General features: G+C 59.9%; 15 protein-coding genes and 1 tRNA gene. 9 read left to right on the top strand and 7 right to left on the bottom strand.

Annotation, left to right across the window (positions count from 1 at the left end; translation table 11 throughout):
- Nucleotides 1-34 precede the first annotated feature (34 nt).
- The 3 genes from ABD837_RS00080 to ABD837_RS00070 form a co-directional block, all read right to left on the bottom strand.
- Complete coding sequence (locus ABD837_RS00080) at nucleotides 35-526, bottom strand: sterol desaturase family protein (protein ID WP_345048915.1); 492 nt, start codon at nucleotides 524-526, stop codon at nucleotides 35-37.
- Between the two features lie 135 nt (nucleotides 527-661).
- The gene (locus tag ABD837_RS00075; RefSeq protein WP_345048914.1) at nucleotides 662-1,468 is read right to left on the bottom strand and encodes an enoyl-CoA hydratase/isomerase family protein; all 807 of its coding nucleotides are present in this window, start codon (nucleotides 1,466-1,468) and stop codon (nucleotides 662-664) included.
- Nucleotides 1,469-1,689: 221 nt separating this feature from the next.
- Nucleotides 1,690-3,969 carry a ComEC/Rec2 family competence protein gene (locus ABD837_RS00070; protein ID WP_345048912.1) on the bottom strand — a complete coding sequence of 760 codons (2,280 nt, stop codon included), beginning with the start codon at nucleotides 3,967-3,969 and terminating at the stop codon, nucleotides 1,690-1,692.
- 124 nt (nucleotides 3,970-4,093) lie between these two features.
- Between ABD837_RS00070 and ABD837_RS00065 the strand changes: the two genes are divergently transcribed.
- Entirely contained in the window at nucleotides 4,094-5,032 is a 939-nt protein-coding gene (locus tag ABD837_RS00065) for a phytanoyl-CoA dioxygenase family protein (protein ID WP_345048910.1), read from the top strand.
- 12 nt (nucleotides 5,033-5,044) lie between these two features.
- Here ABD837_RS00065 and ABD837_RS00060 read toward each other — a convergent pair whose 3' ends face one another.
- Nucleotides 5,045-6,283, bottom strand: coding sequence for a hypothetical protein (locus tag ABD837_RS00060; protein ID WP_345048909.1), 1,239 nt, complete (start codon nucleotides 6,281-6,283; stop codon nucleotides 5,045-5,047).
- A 168-nt stretch (nucleotides 6,284-6,451) separates the two neighbouring features.
- On the opposite strand from ABD837_RS00060, the gene ABD837_RS00055 reads away from it, so the two are divergent.
- Nucleotides 6,452-6,709 (top strand): hypothetical protein, encoded by a 258-nt coding sequence (locus tag ABD837_RS00055; protein WP_345048907.1) that lies wholly within the window; start codon nucleotides 6,452-6,454, stop codon nucleotides 6,707-6,709.
- Between the two features lie 173 nt (nucleotides 6,710-6,882).
- Here ABD837_RS00055 and ABD837_RS00050 read toward each other — a convergent pair whose 3' ends face one another.
- On the bottom strand, nucleotides 6,883-7,317 hold the full coding sequence (locus ABD837_RS00050) for a GNAT family N-acetyltransferase (protein WP_345048906.1): 435 nt from the start codon (nucleotides 7,315-7,317) through the stop codon (nucleotides 6,883-6,885).
- A 139-nt stretch (nucleotides 7,318-7,456) separates the two neighbouring features.
- Nucleotides 7,457-8,554, bottom strand: a complete 1,098-nt coding sequence (locus ABD837_RS00045; protein ID WP_345048904.1) for a PhoH family protein — start codon at nucleotides 8,552-8,554, stop codon at nucleotides 7,457-7,459.
- Nucleotides 8,555-8,676: 122 nt separating this feature from the next.
- Between ABD837_RS00045 and ABD837_RS00040 the strand changes: the two genes are divergently transcribed.
- Nucleotides 8,677-9,447, top strand: coding sequence for an SAM hydrolase/SAM-dependent halogenase family protein (locus tag ABD837_RS00040; protein ID WP_345048901.1), 771 nt, complete (start codon nucleotides 8,677-8,679; stop codon nucleotides 9,445-9,447).
- Between the two features lie 288 nt (nucleotides 9,448-9,735).
- Here ABD837_RS00040 and ABD837_RS00035 read toward each other — a convergent pair whose 3' ends face one another.
- Nucleotides 9,736-10,905 carry an alpha/beta hydrolase gene (locus tag ABD837_RS00035; protein WP_345048900.1) on the bottom strand — a complete coding sequence of 390 codons (1,170 nt, stop codon included), beginning with the start codon at nucleotides 10,903-10,905 and terminating at the stop codon, nucleotides 9,736-9,738.
- A 214-nt stretch (nucleotides 10,906-11,119) separates the two neighbouring features.
- On the opposite strand from ABD837_RS00035, the gene ABD837_RS00030 reads away from it, so the two are divergent.
- The 6 genes from ABD837_RS00030 to ABD837_RS00005 all read left to right on the top strand — a co-directional run.
- Nucleotides 11,120-11,449, top strand: coding sequence for a putative quinol monooxygenase (locus tag ABD837_RS00030; RefSeq protein WP_345048898.1), 330 nt, complete (start codon nucleotides 11,120-11,122; stop codon nucleotides 11,447-11,449).
- Nucleotides 11,450-11,541: 92 nt separating this feature from the next.
- On the top strand, nucleotides 11,542-12,135 hold the full coding sequence (locus ABD837_RS00025) for a YdeI/OmpD-associated family protein (RefSeq protein ID WP_345048897.1): 594 nt from the start codon (nucleotides 11,542-11,544) through the stop codon (nucleotides 12,133-12,135).
- 145 nt (nucleotides 12,136-12,280) lie between these two features.
- Complete coding sequence (locus ABD837_RS00020; RefSeq protein WP_345048896.1) at nucleotides 12,281-12,817, top strand: iron-sulfur cluster co-chaperone HscB C-terminal domain-containing protein; 537 nt, start codon at nucleotides 12,281-12,283, stop codon at nucleotides 12,815-12,817.
- A gap of 39 nt (nucleotides 12,818-12,856) precedes the next feature.
- A tRNA-Leu gene (locus ABD837_RS00015) sits at nucleotides 12,857-12,938 on the top strand.
- 175 nt (nucleotides 12,939-13,113) lie between these two features.
- On the top strand, nucleotides 13,114-14,433 hold the full coding sequence (locus ABD837_RS00010) for a site-specific integrase (RefSeq protein ID WP_345048894.1): 1,320 nt from the start codon (nucleotides 13,114-13,116) through the stop codon (nucleotides 14,431-14,433).
- A 48-nt stretch (nucleotides 14,434-14,481) separates the two neighbouring features.
- A partial coding sequence (locus ABD837_RS00005; RefSeq protein WP_345048892.1) for a DUF1963 domain-containing protein occupies nucleotides 14,482-15,154 on the top strand: 673 nt, incomplete at its 3' end.

Here is a 15,154-nt window from a genome sequence, read left to right as displayed (position 1 = left end):
TGAGGACAGCGAGATTAGCAAATGAGTGCCCTTCTTATTCGTTCTTTATTTCCCGTTTCTTAATTTTTGATTGACGTTCCCGGGCCAACTCCAGGTATTTGGGCGAAACCCACAACAAACCGAATTCGGCCGAGCCATCGCGGCCCGTAGTTTTATGGTGCGTTTTGTGGGCCATATTCAGGGCCCGCAGGTAGGTATTCTGTGACTTCTTCCAGAAGCGCAGCCGGCCATGAATCAGCACATCGTGCACAAAGAAGTACACCGTGCCGTAGCAGGCGATGCCCACGCCTACCCAAAACCACCAGCGCCCGCCATTGTCGCCGGTGATGAACAACGCAGCCGAAAGGGCACCGTAAACAATAAAGAACAAGTCGTTGCGCTCCACCGGATGCGGGTGGCGCACGTGGTGCGAACGGTGCAGAAACCACAGCGGGCCATGTTGCACAAACTTGTGCATGAACCAGGCCCAGAATTCCATGAACCCGAACGTGGCGAGTGTAATGCCGAGGGCAGCCAGTGCAGTCATGCCGAAGTAACCGTTGCAGAGAAAAAGTTGTTTGGCGTAAACGTAAAAACGCCGCTTCGGCCTATTCCAGACCAAAGCGGCGTTTAAGATACTACTTTCCGGCGGGCTACGGGTAAGGCCCCGCGCCCGGGCGGACTACCACACCAGCTTCTCCTTGTTGAGGAAGGCGGCGATGCCGCGGCGGCAATCGTCGGAGCCCCGGGCTTCGGCGTTGCGCTGGGCAGCATAGCGCAGACCTTCTTCGAGGCCCAATTCGGGCAGGCGGGCCAGCATTTCCTTGGTTACTTCCATGCTTTGCCCCGAGTTTTCGCGGCACAGGCGCTGGGCGTAGGTGCGCACGTTTTCGGCCAGTTCCTCCTTCGAAGCCAAGAAGTTGACGAGGCCCATGTCGAGGGCCTTTTGGGCCGGAATCACATCACCGCTGAGCAACAGCTGCTTGGTGCGGGCTTCGCCAATTTTGCGCACCAGAAACACACTCACAATGGCGGGGATGAAGCCAATTTTGACTTCGGTGTAGCCAAACTTGGCTTCGGGCACCGCAAACGTGAGGTCGCAGATGGCGGCCAGGCCGCAACCGCCGGCCAGCGCGTGGCCCTGCACCTGCCCGATAACCACTTTCTTGAGGGTATAAATCTGGTGGAAGAGTTGCATGAGGTGCGTGCTGTCTTCCAGGTTGTCGGTGTAGCCAAAGCCCTGCAAATCCTGAATGTAGGCCAGGTCGGCCCCGGCGCAGAATACGTCGCCGGCAGCACGCAGCACAATGACTTTGGCAGCTTCGTCGTTTTCGGCAAACTCGAAGGCCTGTTTGAGTTCGGTTACTACGTCGGCATTCAGGGCGTTGCGCTTGTCGGGCCGGTTGAGGGTAATGTAGCCGATGCGGTCCTGGGCTTCATACTGAATGTAGCGAAGGGCTTCGAGCTCGGGAGTAAGCAAATTTTCCATGAGGGGCGGGGAACGGCGCGGATGGATGGTTGGAGCAAGGATGCCTATAAGGGGGGGAAAGGTGGCATGCACTCGTGGCAATTAACGCAAAAAACGGGCGGATGGTCTGCTCCAGTCGGCCAATAACCTGACTGGGCCGTCGAAACCGGCTGACAACCGGACCATTGGCCGTTGGCCAGCACTCGAAGGAATTGCGCCCGCCGGTTGCCTGGCCGGCCGGCTCAGCGCCGGGCCAGCGGAGGCACGCAGCGGAACGCGCCCCGCGCCGTCACGTCCCAGGTGCGAAAGCCCCGCGCCCGCAGCAGCGAATCCTGCCGGGCCACGTACCAGATTTTACACGAAGAATCGAAGACAACCTGCGCTTGGGAGCCAAACACGGCAGCCATGGTTTCGGGCTTTACGCGGGCGTTGCGGCGCAGCACCAGCACGTCGACCGGCGTTGGCTGCATAGCCGAAGAAATGCGGTTGGAGACGAAGGCCACGCGCAGCCCTCGCCATTGGGCCAGCACCACCGGGCCGGGCCGAAAGAACAGGTTGCCGGTGGCGCTATCTGGGTCGGGCAGGCGCTGCACAGGCACATGGCAGCCTCGCCAGCCCACGCTGTAGGATGTGCGGCGCGCGGCACGGCGAATGATGCCCGGCAGCAGGCGGTAGGTACGCTCGGTTTCGGTGAGAGGCAAGGAGTCGGGCGTGACAAACTCAGCCGCCGCACCCTGCCAAAACCCCACCGCCGAGCGGCGCGGAATACTGTACACGATGAATTCCTTGATGGGGGCCACGGCGCGGGCTTCGGTCACGCGGCTGCCGGCGTAGCAGCAGAGCAGCAGCGCCAAGCCGCGCAACCAACCCAGACGGCGAGTACTCAGCCAAGCTAATCCCGCCCCAATCATGCCAAATAGTAGGACTGTTTGCAGGGCCGAAACGTGGATATCGCGCACCACCCAACCGGAGAAGAAGCTGCTAATCAGGAAGATGTATTCATTGAACATCCACACCATCCATTCGAACAGCTGCGCCACCGCACGCGGGAGCAAGTCGAGCCACCACGCGGCACCGGCGGGCAGCACAGAGCCAATTGCAGCCGCAATGCCCTTCACTGCCAGCAGCGCTAAGCCTACGTACACGGCCCCACTCGAAATAGGTACGGCTACCAGGTTGGAGAATAGGAAGCTGAACGGGAACTGGTGGAAGTAATACAGCCCCAGCCCGAACGTGGCCACCTGCGCGGCCAGCGACAGCGCCACCGCCTGCCATACCTTATCAAGAAACCAACCGCTGCCGCGCCAGGCCCACTGCACGGGTCTGGGCTGCCAGGGCCGGCGGCGGGCGTAGAAGTAGGCTTCTACATCGACCCAGCCGGCAATGCGCGGCTGCACATACACAATGCTGAGCACTGCCAAAAAAGAGAGCTGAAAACCCACATCGGCGACTAAAAACGGGTTCCAGACTAATAGTAGAAAAGCCGCCACACCGAGCGTATTGAATATGGAATCCTGCCGCCCCAGGGCCCGGCCGATGATGATAACCGTGAACATGACTGTGGCCCGCAGCACCGACGCCGACAGCCCCGTGAGAAACGCGTAGCTCCAGATGACGCCCAGCCCTACCAGCGAGGACCACAGCAAAAAGCCCTTCAGCCGCCCAAACAGCTTGCGCAGCACCCACGACATCGCCGCAAATAACAAGCCCACCTGCAAGCCACTCACGGCCATAATGTGCGTGGTGCCGGTAGCCGTATAGGCCTGCTTGGTCGCCAAATCCACGTCATCCTTGATGCCCAGCACTAAGGCCGAGGCAATGGCGTATTCGCGCTTGGCGTGGATGTAGTGCCGGAAAACCGCATCGAGCTGCGTAGCGGCGCGTAAGCTCACGGCCACTAGCGGGTTGGGCGGGGCCAGGCCCAGTACGCGGTACTGGTCGGGGTGCACATATTGCTGGTGGTAAACCTGTCTGTATTCGAGGTAGCGGGCGTAGTCGAACTCGCCGGGGTTGAGTGGTGGCTTGCTCAGGTCGGGGTGCCCGGCAATCAGCCATACCTCGCCGTACCGCGGCTGCGCAATGCCCGCCACCCGGGGCAGCGACACCCGCACGCCACCGGTAGCCCGCCGCCAGCGGCCGGCCACGCGCACCGCCCGCACCCGCAGCGTGGTAGCGTAGGTAGCAGCCCGCACCACCGGCGCTTCATCCACTACGGCGCGGTAGGCTTCGATTGTATCGCCGAAACGAGCGAGGTGGTCGGCCCGGCGGCTTTCGGTGGCGCGCTGGGTGAGCGTGGCGCCCAAGGCCACAATGGTAAGCAACGAGAGCAACCCCACTGCATCGGTGGCCATAGGGCGCGGCCGGCGTACTGCCCAAAACGTTAGCCCTATACTAAGAAGCGCCAGCGTAACGGTGGCCGGCCACAGCTCGGGCCAGGCGGCGCCGAGGTAGAGGTAGCCCACGATACCCAGAATGAGCGCCGGGGTATAGCGCACGAAGGGAAAGGTGGCCCAGGTAATCATTGAATTGGTAGAAGCAGGAAAGGTACTTGGCTGGCAATGTAGCGGTTTGGGGCGAAACGGCCTTCCAGGGCACCGGTCGCCAAGCCCCCGCCGTACCTTGGCCCCCTCAAACCTGCCCTGCTCCATGTTTTCCTTTCTGCGCCGCCTCAAGCTCAGCTACGCGGCATACAATCTTTTCCAGCGCCGCCGGCTCACCCACAACCTGCCCATCTACCAACGGTTGGGGTTGACTAAGAGCTACTTCTCCCCCATCAGCAGCCGCGACTTTGCCGCTCTGCCGGCCGATGCCGGCCTGCCTCCGGTTGCGCCATTGGCCGAGCGCCTGGCTACCAACCGGGCCTTTCGGTGGCTGCCCGTTGCCACCCAAGCCAGCCTGCGGGCTTTTGAGGACCAGGGCTTTGCCATCCTGCCCAGGTTTTTCACCAGCGAGGTGGTCGACGGCATTAATGAGGAGTTGCACCAGCTCATTACCAGCCGGCAAATTGGCGTGCGCTACGCCAACAAGTTCATGTTTGCTTTTCAGAAATCGGCGCGCATCCGGGCGGCGGGCGAGGGCCAGTTGCGCGAACTGGTGAGCCTGTTGCTGGGCCACGAGGCCACGCTGTTCCAGAGCATTAACTTTCTGACTGGCAGCCAGCAACGCACGCATTCCGATAGCATTCACATGAGCACCTTTCCGCTGGGCGGCATGGCGGCCGCCTGGGTTGCGCTGGAGGATATCACGCTTGACAATGGCCCGCTGCACTATTACCCCGGCAGCCATAAGCTGCCTTATTACCTGAATGCCGACTACCACAACGAGGGCTCCGAGTGGCTTATTGGCGACAAGGACTACGCCGAATACGAGCGGTTCATCGCCGGCCGCGTGGCCGAGTTGGGTTTGCAAAGGCAGGTGTTTTTGGCCCGCAAGGGCGACGTTTTCATCTGGCACGCCAACCTGATGCACGGCGGCGAGCCACACCTCAACCCGGCCCAGACGCGCAAGAGCATGGTGTTTCACTACTTCAGCCGCGCCCACATCTGCTACCACGAAATCACGCAGCGGCCGGCCCTGCTTGGTTAAGTGCCGGTCAGCTTAAGCAATGCCCTGCGCCACCTGGCTGAAAAATGGAAAGTGGTGTGTTTCCGAAAAACTGGCCACCTCGGTCCGTAACCGGATAACCTGCGCAGCCTCGCCGGCCAGGGCGGCCAAGTGCAGCTCCACCAAGGCAATGTGCACTTGGTAGTAGTCGAGCAGCCAGCTGTGGCTTTCGAGCTGAAAAAGCGAATGCGCCGGCAGGGCATGGTCGGATGGCCGGCCGGTGCGCAGCTGGGCTACGGCCGCGAAGCCCCGCAACAACTCGTTGTATACGTTGGCCTCAAGGGTGGCGAGTTCCGGAAATTCGGCTTGGGTGAAATCCAGCCAGCCGTGCAGGGTCTCGAACTGACCAGTCAGGAACAGGCCCTCAGCCACGAAGAAATGGTAGCCCGCCGGAAAGAAGTTATAAAAGGCCGGTATCGGCGACGGCGGGGCTACTGGCCGGGGCACGCGGGCCGCATCAGCCAGCAAGCGGGAGAGCAGCTCGGCAGGCACCTGCGCAAAGTCGGCATCGTGCCAGGCCGCTACAATCTCGGCAAATGCAAGGCGGCCGCGGGGGAAAGCGTGCAGGTCGGCAGGTATTGGCAAAGCCCGCAAGTGCTGCAGCCGGCTGCGCCAAGCGGCTTCATCGTTGGCCAGAAACTCCTTCAGAAACAACGTGCCGTGCCCGAACACCTGGGCTTCGGGGGTGTGCTTGTGGCGCAGGTATTCGGCCAGCACTTCGCCAAAGGCCCCGTTGAGGTGGGCCAAATCCACAAACGACTCCACAAAGAATTCCTGACCGGCCGGGTGGGCCGCCAGCCGCAGGGCCAGCGGAGCCGCCGCGCCGCCGGGCTGAGCCGGGCGCGTTACCCGCCCCAGAAAGTAGCCCAGCAGCAGGCGCTCGGGGGCCGCCAGGCGCTCCATGGCCAGCAGCTCGGGGATGTCGGTGGGCGAGGCAGTGGTTTCGGCGGTGGCGTGGCCGGCAACCGACTTGCCAAAGTCGGCAAACGTGGCGTGCCCGGCGTAGCGCGCCAGCGTATCGAGCGTGTGCAGGTGAAAGCCGCCTTCCTTATCGACCAGCCCAAAAAAACGGCGCAGCGTACTGGGGCTCAAGCGCCGCGCACCCAACCCACTCGCTTTCTGCAATTCGGCTTCGAGCGCATCGCAGTGGCTGGGATAGCGCAGCGGCTGGCCAAAACGGTTGGCAACGGCCGCGCGCAATGCGGCTTGTAGCGGTGCAGAAAGGCGGGGCATGGCAGAGACTTCGGGGAACGCTCACCAAAGAAAAAGAATTTTTTGGCCTTCGCACGAATCAGTCAACTTCTTCACCTTTGCCATTAGGAAGCAAAGCCCTGATTGCTAACCCATCCGAGGATTTCGCAATGCGGCTTTATTTACTATCCCTCACTCCTTTCCTTCTGCATGGTTTGCCTCGACTGTGGCCGGCCCGCCACCGTATTCTCCAGCTACTGCGTGGGCTGCCGCACCACCCACCGACAGCATCCAGGGGCCCAGCCCGGTTTCTGGGACAAGTTCACTACTAAATCGAGTCGCTATACCCGCCAATACGACTTTGCCCGACCGGCCGTAGAACGCAGCTTTTTTTCGGGTTGGTGGCCGCTAAAACTACTGTTTCTCCCATTTTGGCTGCTCTGGAAACTCGTTCAACTGCTGCGGTAAGCGGTTACTACCTGCCATTGCTGGTTCGTTAGCTACGCCTATCCCTCGTCCATTTATACCGTCTCTCTTTTCTCTAATTACCCTTATTTGCAATAATTTACCAACAAAGAAACCACTCAGCTAGAGTGGTTTCTTTGTTGGTAAAGGGCAAGTCAACTGCGCGCCCGGCCTCCTTATCCCAGTATCATTTTGAAGTGCTGAATGCCGGCCTCCTCAAACATCTCCCCTTCCTTCCGGAATCCGTGCCGCTCATAGAATGGAACGGCGCGCAGCTGCGCGTTCAGGTACACTTCGGCATCGGGTAGCTCGGCTTGCACCTCGGCCAGCACGGCATGCAGCAGCGCGGCCCCAAGCTGCTGGTTGCGGTAGCTTTCGAGCACGGCGAAACGCTCCAGCTTCACGCCGTTGTCGGTTTCGCGCCAGCGGGCGGCGCCAGCGGGCGTGCCATCCTCGGTGCAGGCCAGGTAGTGGCGGGCGTCGGTGCGGTCGTGCAAGTCGTTCTCGAGGCTGGCTGGCACCCCCTGGCCTTCCACAAACACTTTTTCGCGGATGGTGAAGGCGGCGTCGAGATCGCGCAAGTCGGTGATGCGGTAGGCGGTAGCGGGCATAGTGGTATAGTTAAGACGAAAAACTGTCATCCTGAGTATAGCGAAGAACCTTATTACGTTGGAATAAATCCGTATGACGTGATAGGGTCCTTCGCTTCGCTCAGGATGACAGCTTGTAAAAGATGTCACATAATGAGGCTTACAGCGGCTGCTCGTGGTTTACGGGGAGTTCGCCTTCGGCGGCAGCTGGCTGGCCATCTTCCACCAAGCCCTGCTCGCGCAGGCGGCGCTCGTGGCGCTCATCGCGGCGGGCCGGAGCACCGGGCTGGGCCTGGCGAATCTGCTCCTCGCCGTCGAACTTGTCGTAGGCTTCCACAATTTCCTTCACCAAGCGGTGGCGCACCACGTCCTCGGACGTCATCTCGACGTAGCCAATGCCTTGCACGTTTCTCAGAATATCGAGCGCCTGCATCAGGCCCGATTTCTGGCGGGTGGGCAGGTCAATCTGGCTGCGGTCGCCGTTCACCATCACCTTGGCCGTGGGGCCCATGCGGGTCAGGAACATCTTTAGCTGCGAGGGCGTGGTGTTCTGAGCCTCGTCGAGCAACACAAAGGCATTGTTGAGCGTGCGGCCGCGCATGTAGGCGAGCGGAGCTATTTCGATGATTTTGTTCTCCTGGTAAAACTTCAGCTTTTCGGCCGGAATCATATCTTCCAAGGCGTCGTAAATCGGGCGCAGGTAGGGGTCAACTTTCTCCTTCATGTCGCCAGGCAGGAAACCCAGGCTTTCGCCGGCCTCTACCACAGGACGCGAGATGATGATTTTCTTCACCTCCTTATTCTTAAGCGCGCGCACCGCCAAAGCCACCGAAATGTAGGTTTTACCGGTACCGGCCGGACCGAGCGTGAAGGTGAGGTCGTGGGCCATTACGGTATCCACCAGCTTTTGCTGGTTGGGCGTTTTGGCTTTGATGACGCCACCTTTCGCGCCGAACAGAATCACGTCAGGAGAGGCGGCCAGCACCCGGCCTTCGGCTTCTTCGGAAGTAGCCGAGAGGTACTGGTTAACGGTTTTGTCGGTAATCTGACCGTACTGGTGGTAGTGCTCGATAAGCGAGGAGAAAATGTCGTTGATGCGGGAGATGACTTCCGTCTGGCCCTGGATTTTGATTTCGTTGCCGCGGCTGATGATTTTGGAGCCGGGAAATGCGGCGGCCAGCTGGCGGATATTCTGGTTGTCGGGGCCGAGGAAATCGACCAAAGACATGTTTTCGAGGGTGATGATTTTTTCGACCAAGTTGGAAGAGAGGGGGAAAAAGAAAGGGAGAGGGAAAAACGGCCCGTTTTCGACCCGAACCGGCTACTTTTGCCCCGATTCGGGCGGCGAAACAATACTACGAAAAACTACGGAACACTGGCATGGGGTTGATTACGCTGCTCACCGATTTTGGCTACCGCGACCATTACGTGGCGGCCCTAAAGGCGCGGCTGCTGCAATTGGCCCCGGCAATTTCGGTCGTCGACATCAGCCACGGCATCGAACCCTTTAACATTGCGCACGCCGTTCACGTTCTCCAAAGCGTATTTCGGGATTTTCCCGTGGGTACGGTGCACGTCATTGGTGTGGCCGACCATGGCGCGGGCCCCGAGCCCGGCTGGGTAGCGGCCGAACTCGAAGGGCACTATTTTGTGAGCGGCGACAACGGTATTCTGGCTCTGATGGCCAATGGCACGCCCGAAAGCCTAGTAGCCCTGCCGGCCGCCGTTACGCCCTCGCCTACCCGCGACGTGCTATTGCCCGCCGCCGTGGCCCTGGCCCAGGGTGCACCGCTTGGCAACCTTGGCCTGGCCATTACGACACAGCACCAGCTCAACAACCGGCAGCTGCGCCTGCAGGACCACCGCATCACCGGCCACGTGGCGCACGTCGACCACTACGGCAACCTGGTCACCAACATTTCGCGCACGGCGGTAGATGCCGTGGGTCATGGTCGTCCGCTGGCCATTCATTTCGGGCGCGACGTGGTGCGCGACCTGCACCCCCACTTCTCGGCCGTGCCGCCCGGCGAAGCGGTGGTGGTATTCAACAGCCAGAATTTCCTCTGCCTGGGCATTTGCCAGGGCAATGCGTCGGAGCTGCTGGGGTTGAATTTTGACTCGCAGGTAGACGTGCGCTTTGCCGCGGAATAGTCGGCTGTCATTGCGAGTGGAGTGGAGCGCGGCACCCGCGACCAAGCGGCACGCGTAGCTAATCTGTCCTCTCGATGCGACCAGCTCTTAAATGCGACACTGTTTTTCTAATACGGGTATGTTAAAAGCAAAAAAGCCCCAACTCAATTCAGAGCCGGGGCTTTTTACATCTTTGCTGTTGGTCGCATTGAGAGGACAGATTAGCTACGCGTGCCGCTTGGTCGCGGCTCCTTCGGGTGCCCCGGCCTACGGCCTCGCAACGACAGCTACCTCCTGAGGCCAACGCAATTACTTCAGCGCGCCTTTCAGGTCGCTTACTACTACGCCCTGGGCATCTTTTGCCTCTGGCACTGCGGCGGCCATGCCGAAGAATTCGTGCGTCGTGCCGTCGTAGAGCTTGTAGTTGGTTTTTACGCCGGCGGCGGTGAGCTTATCGGCCAGGGTTTTGCCTTCGCTCATCAGTGGGTCGTACTCGGCCCCGATGATGGTGGTGGCGGGCAGGCCTTTCAGGTTGGCGGCTACGAGGTTGATGCGGGGGTCTTTCAAATCGGCAGCGGTGCGCTGGTAGTTCTTGAAGAACCACTCCATGCCGCCCTTGTTGAGGGGCGCGGTTTCGGTGTTGGCCTTGTAGGAAGGCGTGTTGGTGTCGGAGCCGGCGATGGGGTACACCAATACCTGGTACTTGGGCAGGGCTACCTTCTTGTCGCGGGCCATGATGCTGACGTTGCAGGCAAGGTTGCCGCCGGCGCTTTCGCCTACTACCGCCACTTTGTTGGGGTCACCCTTCATGCTGGCCGCGTTTTTCAGCACGGCCTGATACGCGGTGAAGGCGTCGTCGTGGGCAGCGGGGAATTTATGCTCCGGCGCTTTGCGGTATTCCACTGAAACCACCACGGCGCCGACCTGCTCGCACAGAGCCTGGGCCGAGGCAGCGTAGGTATCGTTGGTGGCAATTACCCAGCCGCCACCGTGGTAATACACGATAACCGGGTACGGGGCCGCGCCGCTTTTGGGCGTGTAGATGCGGGCCTTGAGGCCGGGCGCAATGGTTTGGGTGGCGGTGTCGCAGTTGAGGGGCGGCACGGGAATATTGCTGGCGCGCATCTGCTTCATAGCCGCGTCGGCGGGGCTGGGCTGCTTGCGGGCCTGGGCGGCGGTGAGTTCGGGCAGGGGCTTGTTCTTGAAGCTCATCAGCTGCTCGATGACGGCCTGCATTTCGGGGTGCACGTTGGGCCCCCAGGCGGGCTTGACGCCGGTAGGCTTCACAGCGCCAGTGGCATTGGCCGTTACGGCGGCGCTGTCGGATGCGGCGTTGGTTTCTTCCGAAACGACCGTAGCCGTCTTGTCGGTCTCGGTAGCGGTGGGCTGGCTATTGCAGCTGCTCAGCAGCAGGCCTGCAGCCAGAGTAGGAGCGGTTAGCCAAGCAAAAGCGGCCAAACCAGATGAGGAATGCTTCATGAAAAAGAATAGGTAAAGGATGGTGAAGAAGTATTTGTTTCGGTTTACGCTCGAAGCTCGACAGAGTTGGAAGAGGCCAAATTTTATCACGTAAAGCCATATTCAGGAATTGCCCGGGGAATCTGGCTGCGGCAGGCCCGACAAGTGTAGCTGGCAGGCATTCGTTGGCTGTGGCGGGCTGTTACTTTTGCAGCTTCCATTTTTTGCTTTCTGCATGCTGATTCGTATTGTTCGGATGACCTTTGAGCCGACGCAGGTCCCCGAATTTCTCGCCCTTTTCCGGGCCACTGCGCAACGCATCCGTGAGCAGCCCGGCTGCCGCCACCTGGAGTTGTGGCAGGATGCCGACAACCCCGCCATTTACTGCACCCATAGCCACTGGAACGACGAGGCTGCCCTCAATGCCTACCGTAAGTCTGGCCTGTTTGGGGAGGTGTGGCCGGCCACCAAGCGGCTTTTTGCCGCGGCGCCCGTGGCTTTTTCTTCGACCCTGGCTATTAGCGTTGTCTCGGCCGATTCGCCCACTTCCAGCCTGCCTTCGTAGTTTATTGGTACCACTGCTAACGAAAACAGCCGCAGGTTGCCCGGCTTGCCACCTCCTTCCCATACCTGCTCAACGAATTAAAACAGCCAGCAATGCAAGCGAGCACTCTAAATCCCAAGGTTAATTTCTACTTCACGAAAGCCGAAAAATGGCAGGTCGAGCAGGAGGAATTGAGAATAATTATGCTTACCAGCGGGCTGACCGAAGAGTTGAAGTGGGGTGTTCCGTGCTACACGCTGGCGGGAAGTAACATTGCCTTGATTCATGCCTTTCAAGAATACTGCGCGGTTTTGTTCCATAAAGGAGCCCTGCTGCAAGACCCCAATGGCGTGCTGATTCAGCAGACCCAGAATACGCAGGGCACGCGCCAAATGCGGTTTACCAACATCCAGAGAATAGCCGAGCAAGCACCCACCATAAAAGCCTACGTTGAGGAAGCCATTGAGCTGGAAAAAACCGGGGCAAAAGTACGTTTCAAAGCAACAGCCGAATACCCTGTCTCCGATGAGTTCCAGCAGAAGCTAGCGGAATCTCCAGCGTTGACAACGGCTTTTTCTACCCTGACGCCCGGCCGCCAAAGAGCGTATCTGCTGTATTTCTCAGCCCCCAAACAGGCCAAAACCTGGGAAGCTCGCGTTGAAAAAAGCATCCCACAAATCCTCACCGGCAAAGGCCTGAACGATTAGACCAGCCGAAACCTGGCACATTGCTCGTATTGGCTACCGCGGCGTTTTCACGTATTACGTTGGGTGGGTTATCAAGCCGCCGAAGAAGAAGAAGAAGCCAAGCCCGCCAACTGCCCAAATGCCCAACCGTCTCCTCACCAATTCCATGACTGATTACTTCGCCTTCTACGGCCTTTCTGAATCCTTCCGCCCCGATGGGGCGGCCCTCAAGCGTCTCTACTACGCCAAGAGCCGCGAAACCCACCCTGATTTTCACGCTACTTCTTCGCCCGAGAACCAAGCAGAGATGCTGCGCCAGGCCACTCTCAACACCGACGCTTACCGGACCCTCGCCGACCCCGACCAGCGCATGGCCTACCTCCTGCGCCAGCACGGCCTGCTCGAAGAAGGCAAGCAGGAGCAGCTGCCGGCCGATTTCCTGATGGATATGATGGACCTCAACGAGCAACTGATGGAGCTGGAAATGGAGCCCGACGCGGCGGCGCAGGCCAGGGTTGCCGCCGAAGCCCAGACCATCTCCGACACGCTCGACGCCGGCATCGAGCCGGTACTGGCTGGCTATGAGCAACTCCCCGCCGACCACCGCCCCGCTGCCCTGCAGCAAATCCGCACCTATTACCTAAAAAAGCGCTATCTGTTGCGCATCCAGCAGCAAGTTGCTACCTTTGCAGCCCGCTCCTGATACCGGCAGAGCGGAATTGTTCTGAATCAAGTTCATCCTGCCCGGATGGCGGAACCGGTAGACGCGTTGGTCTCAAACACCAATATCGCAAGATGTGCCGGTTCGACTCCGGCTCCGGGTACTAGGAAGGTCTAACGACCACCCTCTTTTCAAGCCTCAAAAGCTGTAAATCTGTTCGCAGATGCAGTTTTTGAGGCTTTTTTGCGTTCAGCCCAAATTGGATTTACCAGCGCTAATACCTGGACTTACCAATGGGTTTACGCCACCTCCTACGCCACCTCTTTTTTCCAAGGCTTATGAAAGTTGTGTTTGAGCTCCGGCATGATAAACAGGATAAGGCCGGCACGGTGCCAGTTTATGTATCGGCATACTTCGATGGGCAGCGGCTGCGTTGCTCGACCAAGGAGCGTTGCGAGCCGCGGCAGTGGAACGAGAAGGAACAGGAGTTCCGGCGCTCTTTTCCGGGCTTCACCTCGGCCAACCTGGGGCTACAGGCCCTGGTGCGCCGGCTGGAAGACAAGTACCGGGAACTGCGGGCGGCCAACATCGCGCCGGGCGTGGCGCTGATGCGCGAGGCGGTGAATCCGACGGCCGTGGTGGTGAAGGAAGAGCCTACGCTCGTGGCGCGGTTTGCGGAGTTTCGGGACGTGCTGGCCGGGCGGGGGTATGCCTTCCACACGTTGCGGCACTACAAAACGGCGTGTAACCACCTGGAAACATTTTTGGAGAAGACCCGGCGCAAGGGGCTGCTGCTGGCTGGCTACACCTCGGCGGTGCATGATGACTACGTGAGCCACTTGCGGGCAGGCTGCGGCTTGTCGGCCAACGGGGTATACACGCTGCTGAAAGACCTGAAGACTTTTCTGCGACATGCGCAGGATGAGCGCGGGCTGACGCTGGGGCTGGAATTGAAGCGGCTTGAGGTGAAGTACACGGACCAGGCAAAAACGTACCTGACCGGGGCCGACATGGCGGCGCTGGTATCGGTGAAGCTCTCGAAGACTTTAGAGCCGGCGCGGGACGTGTTCTTGTTTTGCTGCTACACGGGGTTGCGGTATTCTGACGTGGCGGCGCTGCACGCCGGCAACCTGCATTCGCTGGGGGCTAATGGTGATGGGGACCGGGTGTTGCGGCTGATACAGACCAAGACGCGGGCCACGGTGAGCATCTACCTGAGCCGGCTGGCGACAGAGATATTAGACCGGTACGCAACTCCGGAAAGGCAGTTTGACGGGGCGCGGCTGCTGCCGGTGCTGGCCAACCAGCCAATGAACCGATACCTGAAGAAAATAACGCAGCTGGCGGGGCTGTCGCGACCGGTGGAAGTGGTGAGCACGGCCGGCGGACAGGTAGTGAAACAAGCCGTACCGCTGTACGAGCTGGTGACAATGCACACGGCCCGGCACACATTCGCGGTGCAGAGCCTGCTGCGGGGAATGCCGGTGACGGTATTGCAGCGCGTGATGGGCCATGCCAAGATTCAGAATACCATGCGGTACGCGCAAGTGGTCGAGGAGCTGCAGCACCAGGCCATGCGGGCGGCGTGGGATGGGCCGGCCACCGCGCCGGCCGTGAGCGCCTTGGATGGCGCGGTGTGCACGGTGATGGCGGCGTAGTAAGTTGGTGCTTGTATCATTGTGGTCGACAAAAAAATCTACTCTGTTATGAGCGACATCAACCAGCAGCGGGCGGAACTACAGCAACGCGGGCTTTCTTCGATGGCCGACCTGGTGAACCTGCTTCGCCCGTTGCAGCGACCGGCCAGCAAGCTCACGCTCCGCAAAGCCCGCCAGTCACTGGACGGCTCGCAATTGCGTTCGCACTACGGGGGAAAACCTTATTTTGAAAAGGGTGAAGCCTGGCCAACTACCCAGACGGGCCAGCCGCTTGATTTTATCATGCAAGTGGTGGCCAGCGAAGGTGCCTGCCTACCCGCGGGCACGGCGCTGGCACAGCTATTCTACAGCTGGGAAGCCTTTCCGTGGAAAACGGAAGAAGATGGCTGGTTGGTGAAAACCTATCCCACTACCTCCCTGGAGCAGGCGCAGCTTATCGAGCGGCCGCCGGCATTGGGCAAGCCAGCCTTTTGCGACATTGTCTTCACAAGCATCCAATCGTTGCCTGATTGGGGAGGGATAAACGAATTGCTGGCAGGGGCCGATGCCACGACATTGGCCGAGGTGCTTAACGCAGAAGACCCCTGGGATGCGTACGATGAGGCAGTTACACAGCTCTTAGGCGAGTCGGACTATCAGTCCATCATCGGGGGCTACCCCCAGGGTAAACGCATTAAAATGGGGTTATCTTACAGTGGTCCCGGAGGGTCTGTTCTGCGGG

Origin of the sequence: Hymenobacter glaciei (assembly GCF_039539585.1) — a bacterium.
Taxonomy (GTDB): domain Bacteria; phylum Bacteroidota; class Bacteroidia; order Cytophagales; family Hymenobacteraceae; genus Hymenobacter; species Hymenobacter glaciei.
The sequence above is the reverse complement of the archived record's forward strand: the minus strand, read 5'-3'. Positions and strand labels throughout refer to the sequence as shown.

Excerpts from the sequence above, each read along its gene's own strand:
- ABD837_RS00080 (WP_345048915.1), bottom strand. The coding sequence starts at position 526 with ATGACTGCACTGGCTGCCCTCGGCATTACACTCGCCACGTTCGGGTTC.
- ABD837_RS00055 (WP_345048907.1), top strand. The coding sequence starts at position 6,452 with ATGGTTTGCCTCGACTGTGGCCGGCCCGCCACCGTATTCTCCAGCTAC.
- ABD837_RS00020 (WP_345048896.1), top strand. The coding sequence starts at position 12,281 with ATGACTGATTACTTCGCCTTCTACGGCCTTTCTGAATCCTTCCGCCCC.
- ABD837_RS00075 (WP_345048914.1), bottom strand. The coding sequence starts at position 1,468 with ATGGAAAATTTGCTTACTCCCGAGCTCGAAGCCCTTCGCTACATTCAG.
- ABD837_RS00070 (WP_345048912.1), bottom strand. The coding sequence starts at position 3,969 with ATGATTACCTGGGCCACCTTTCCCTTCGTGCGCTATACCCCGGCGCTC.
- ABD837_RS00025 (WP_345048897.1), top strand. The coding sequence starts at position 11,542 with ATGCAAGCGAGCACTCTAAATCCCAAGGTTAATTTCTACTTCACGAAA.
- ABD837_RS00040 (WP_345048901.1), top strand. The coding sequence starts at position 8,677 with ATGGGGTTGATTACGCTGCTCACCGATTTTGGCTACCGCGACCATTAC.
- ABD837_RS00050 (WP_345048906.1), bottom strand. The coding sequence starts at position 7,317 with ATGCCCGCTACCGCCTACCGCATCACCGACTTGCGCGATCTCGACGCC.
- ABD837_RS00065 (WP_345048910.1), top strand. The coding sequence starts at position 4,094 with ATGTTTTCCTTTCTGCGCCGCCTCAAGCTCAGCTACGCGGCATACAAT.
- ABD837_RS00060 (WP_345048909.1), bottom strand. The coding sequence starts at position 6,283 with ATGCCCCGCCTTTCTGCACCGCTACAAGCCGCATTGCGCGCGGCCGTT.
- ABD837_RS00030 (WP_345048898.1), top strand. The coding sequence starts at position 11,120 with ATGCTGATTCGTATTGTTCGGATGACCTTTGAGCCGACGCAGGTCCCC.
- ABD837_RS00010 (WP_345048894.1), top strand. The coding sequence starts at position 13,114 with ATGAAAGTTGTGTTTGAGCTCCGGCATGATAAACAGGATAAGGCCGGC.
- ABD837_RS00035 (WP_345048900.1), bottom strand. The coding sequence starts at position 10,905 with ATGAAGCATTCCTCATCTGGTTTGGCCGCTTTTGCTTGGCTAACCGCT.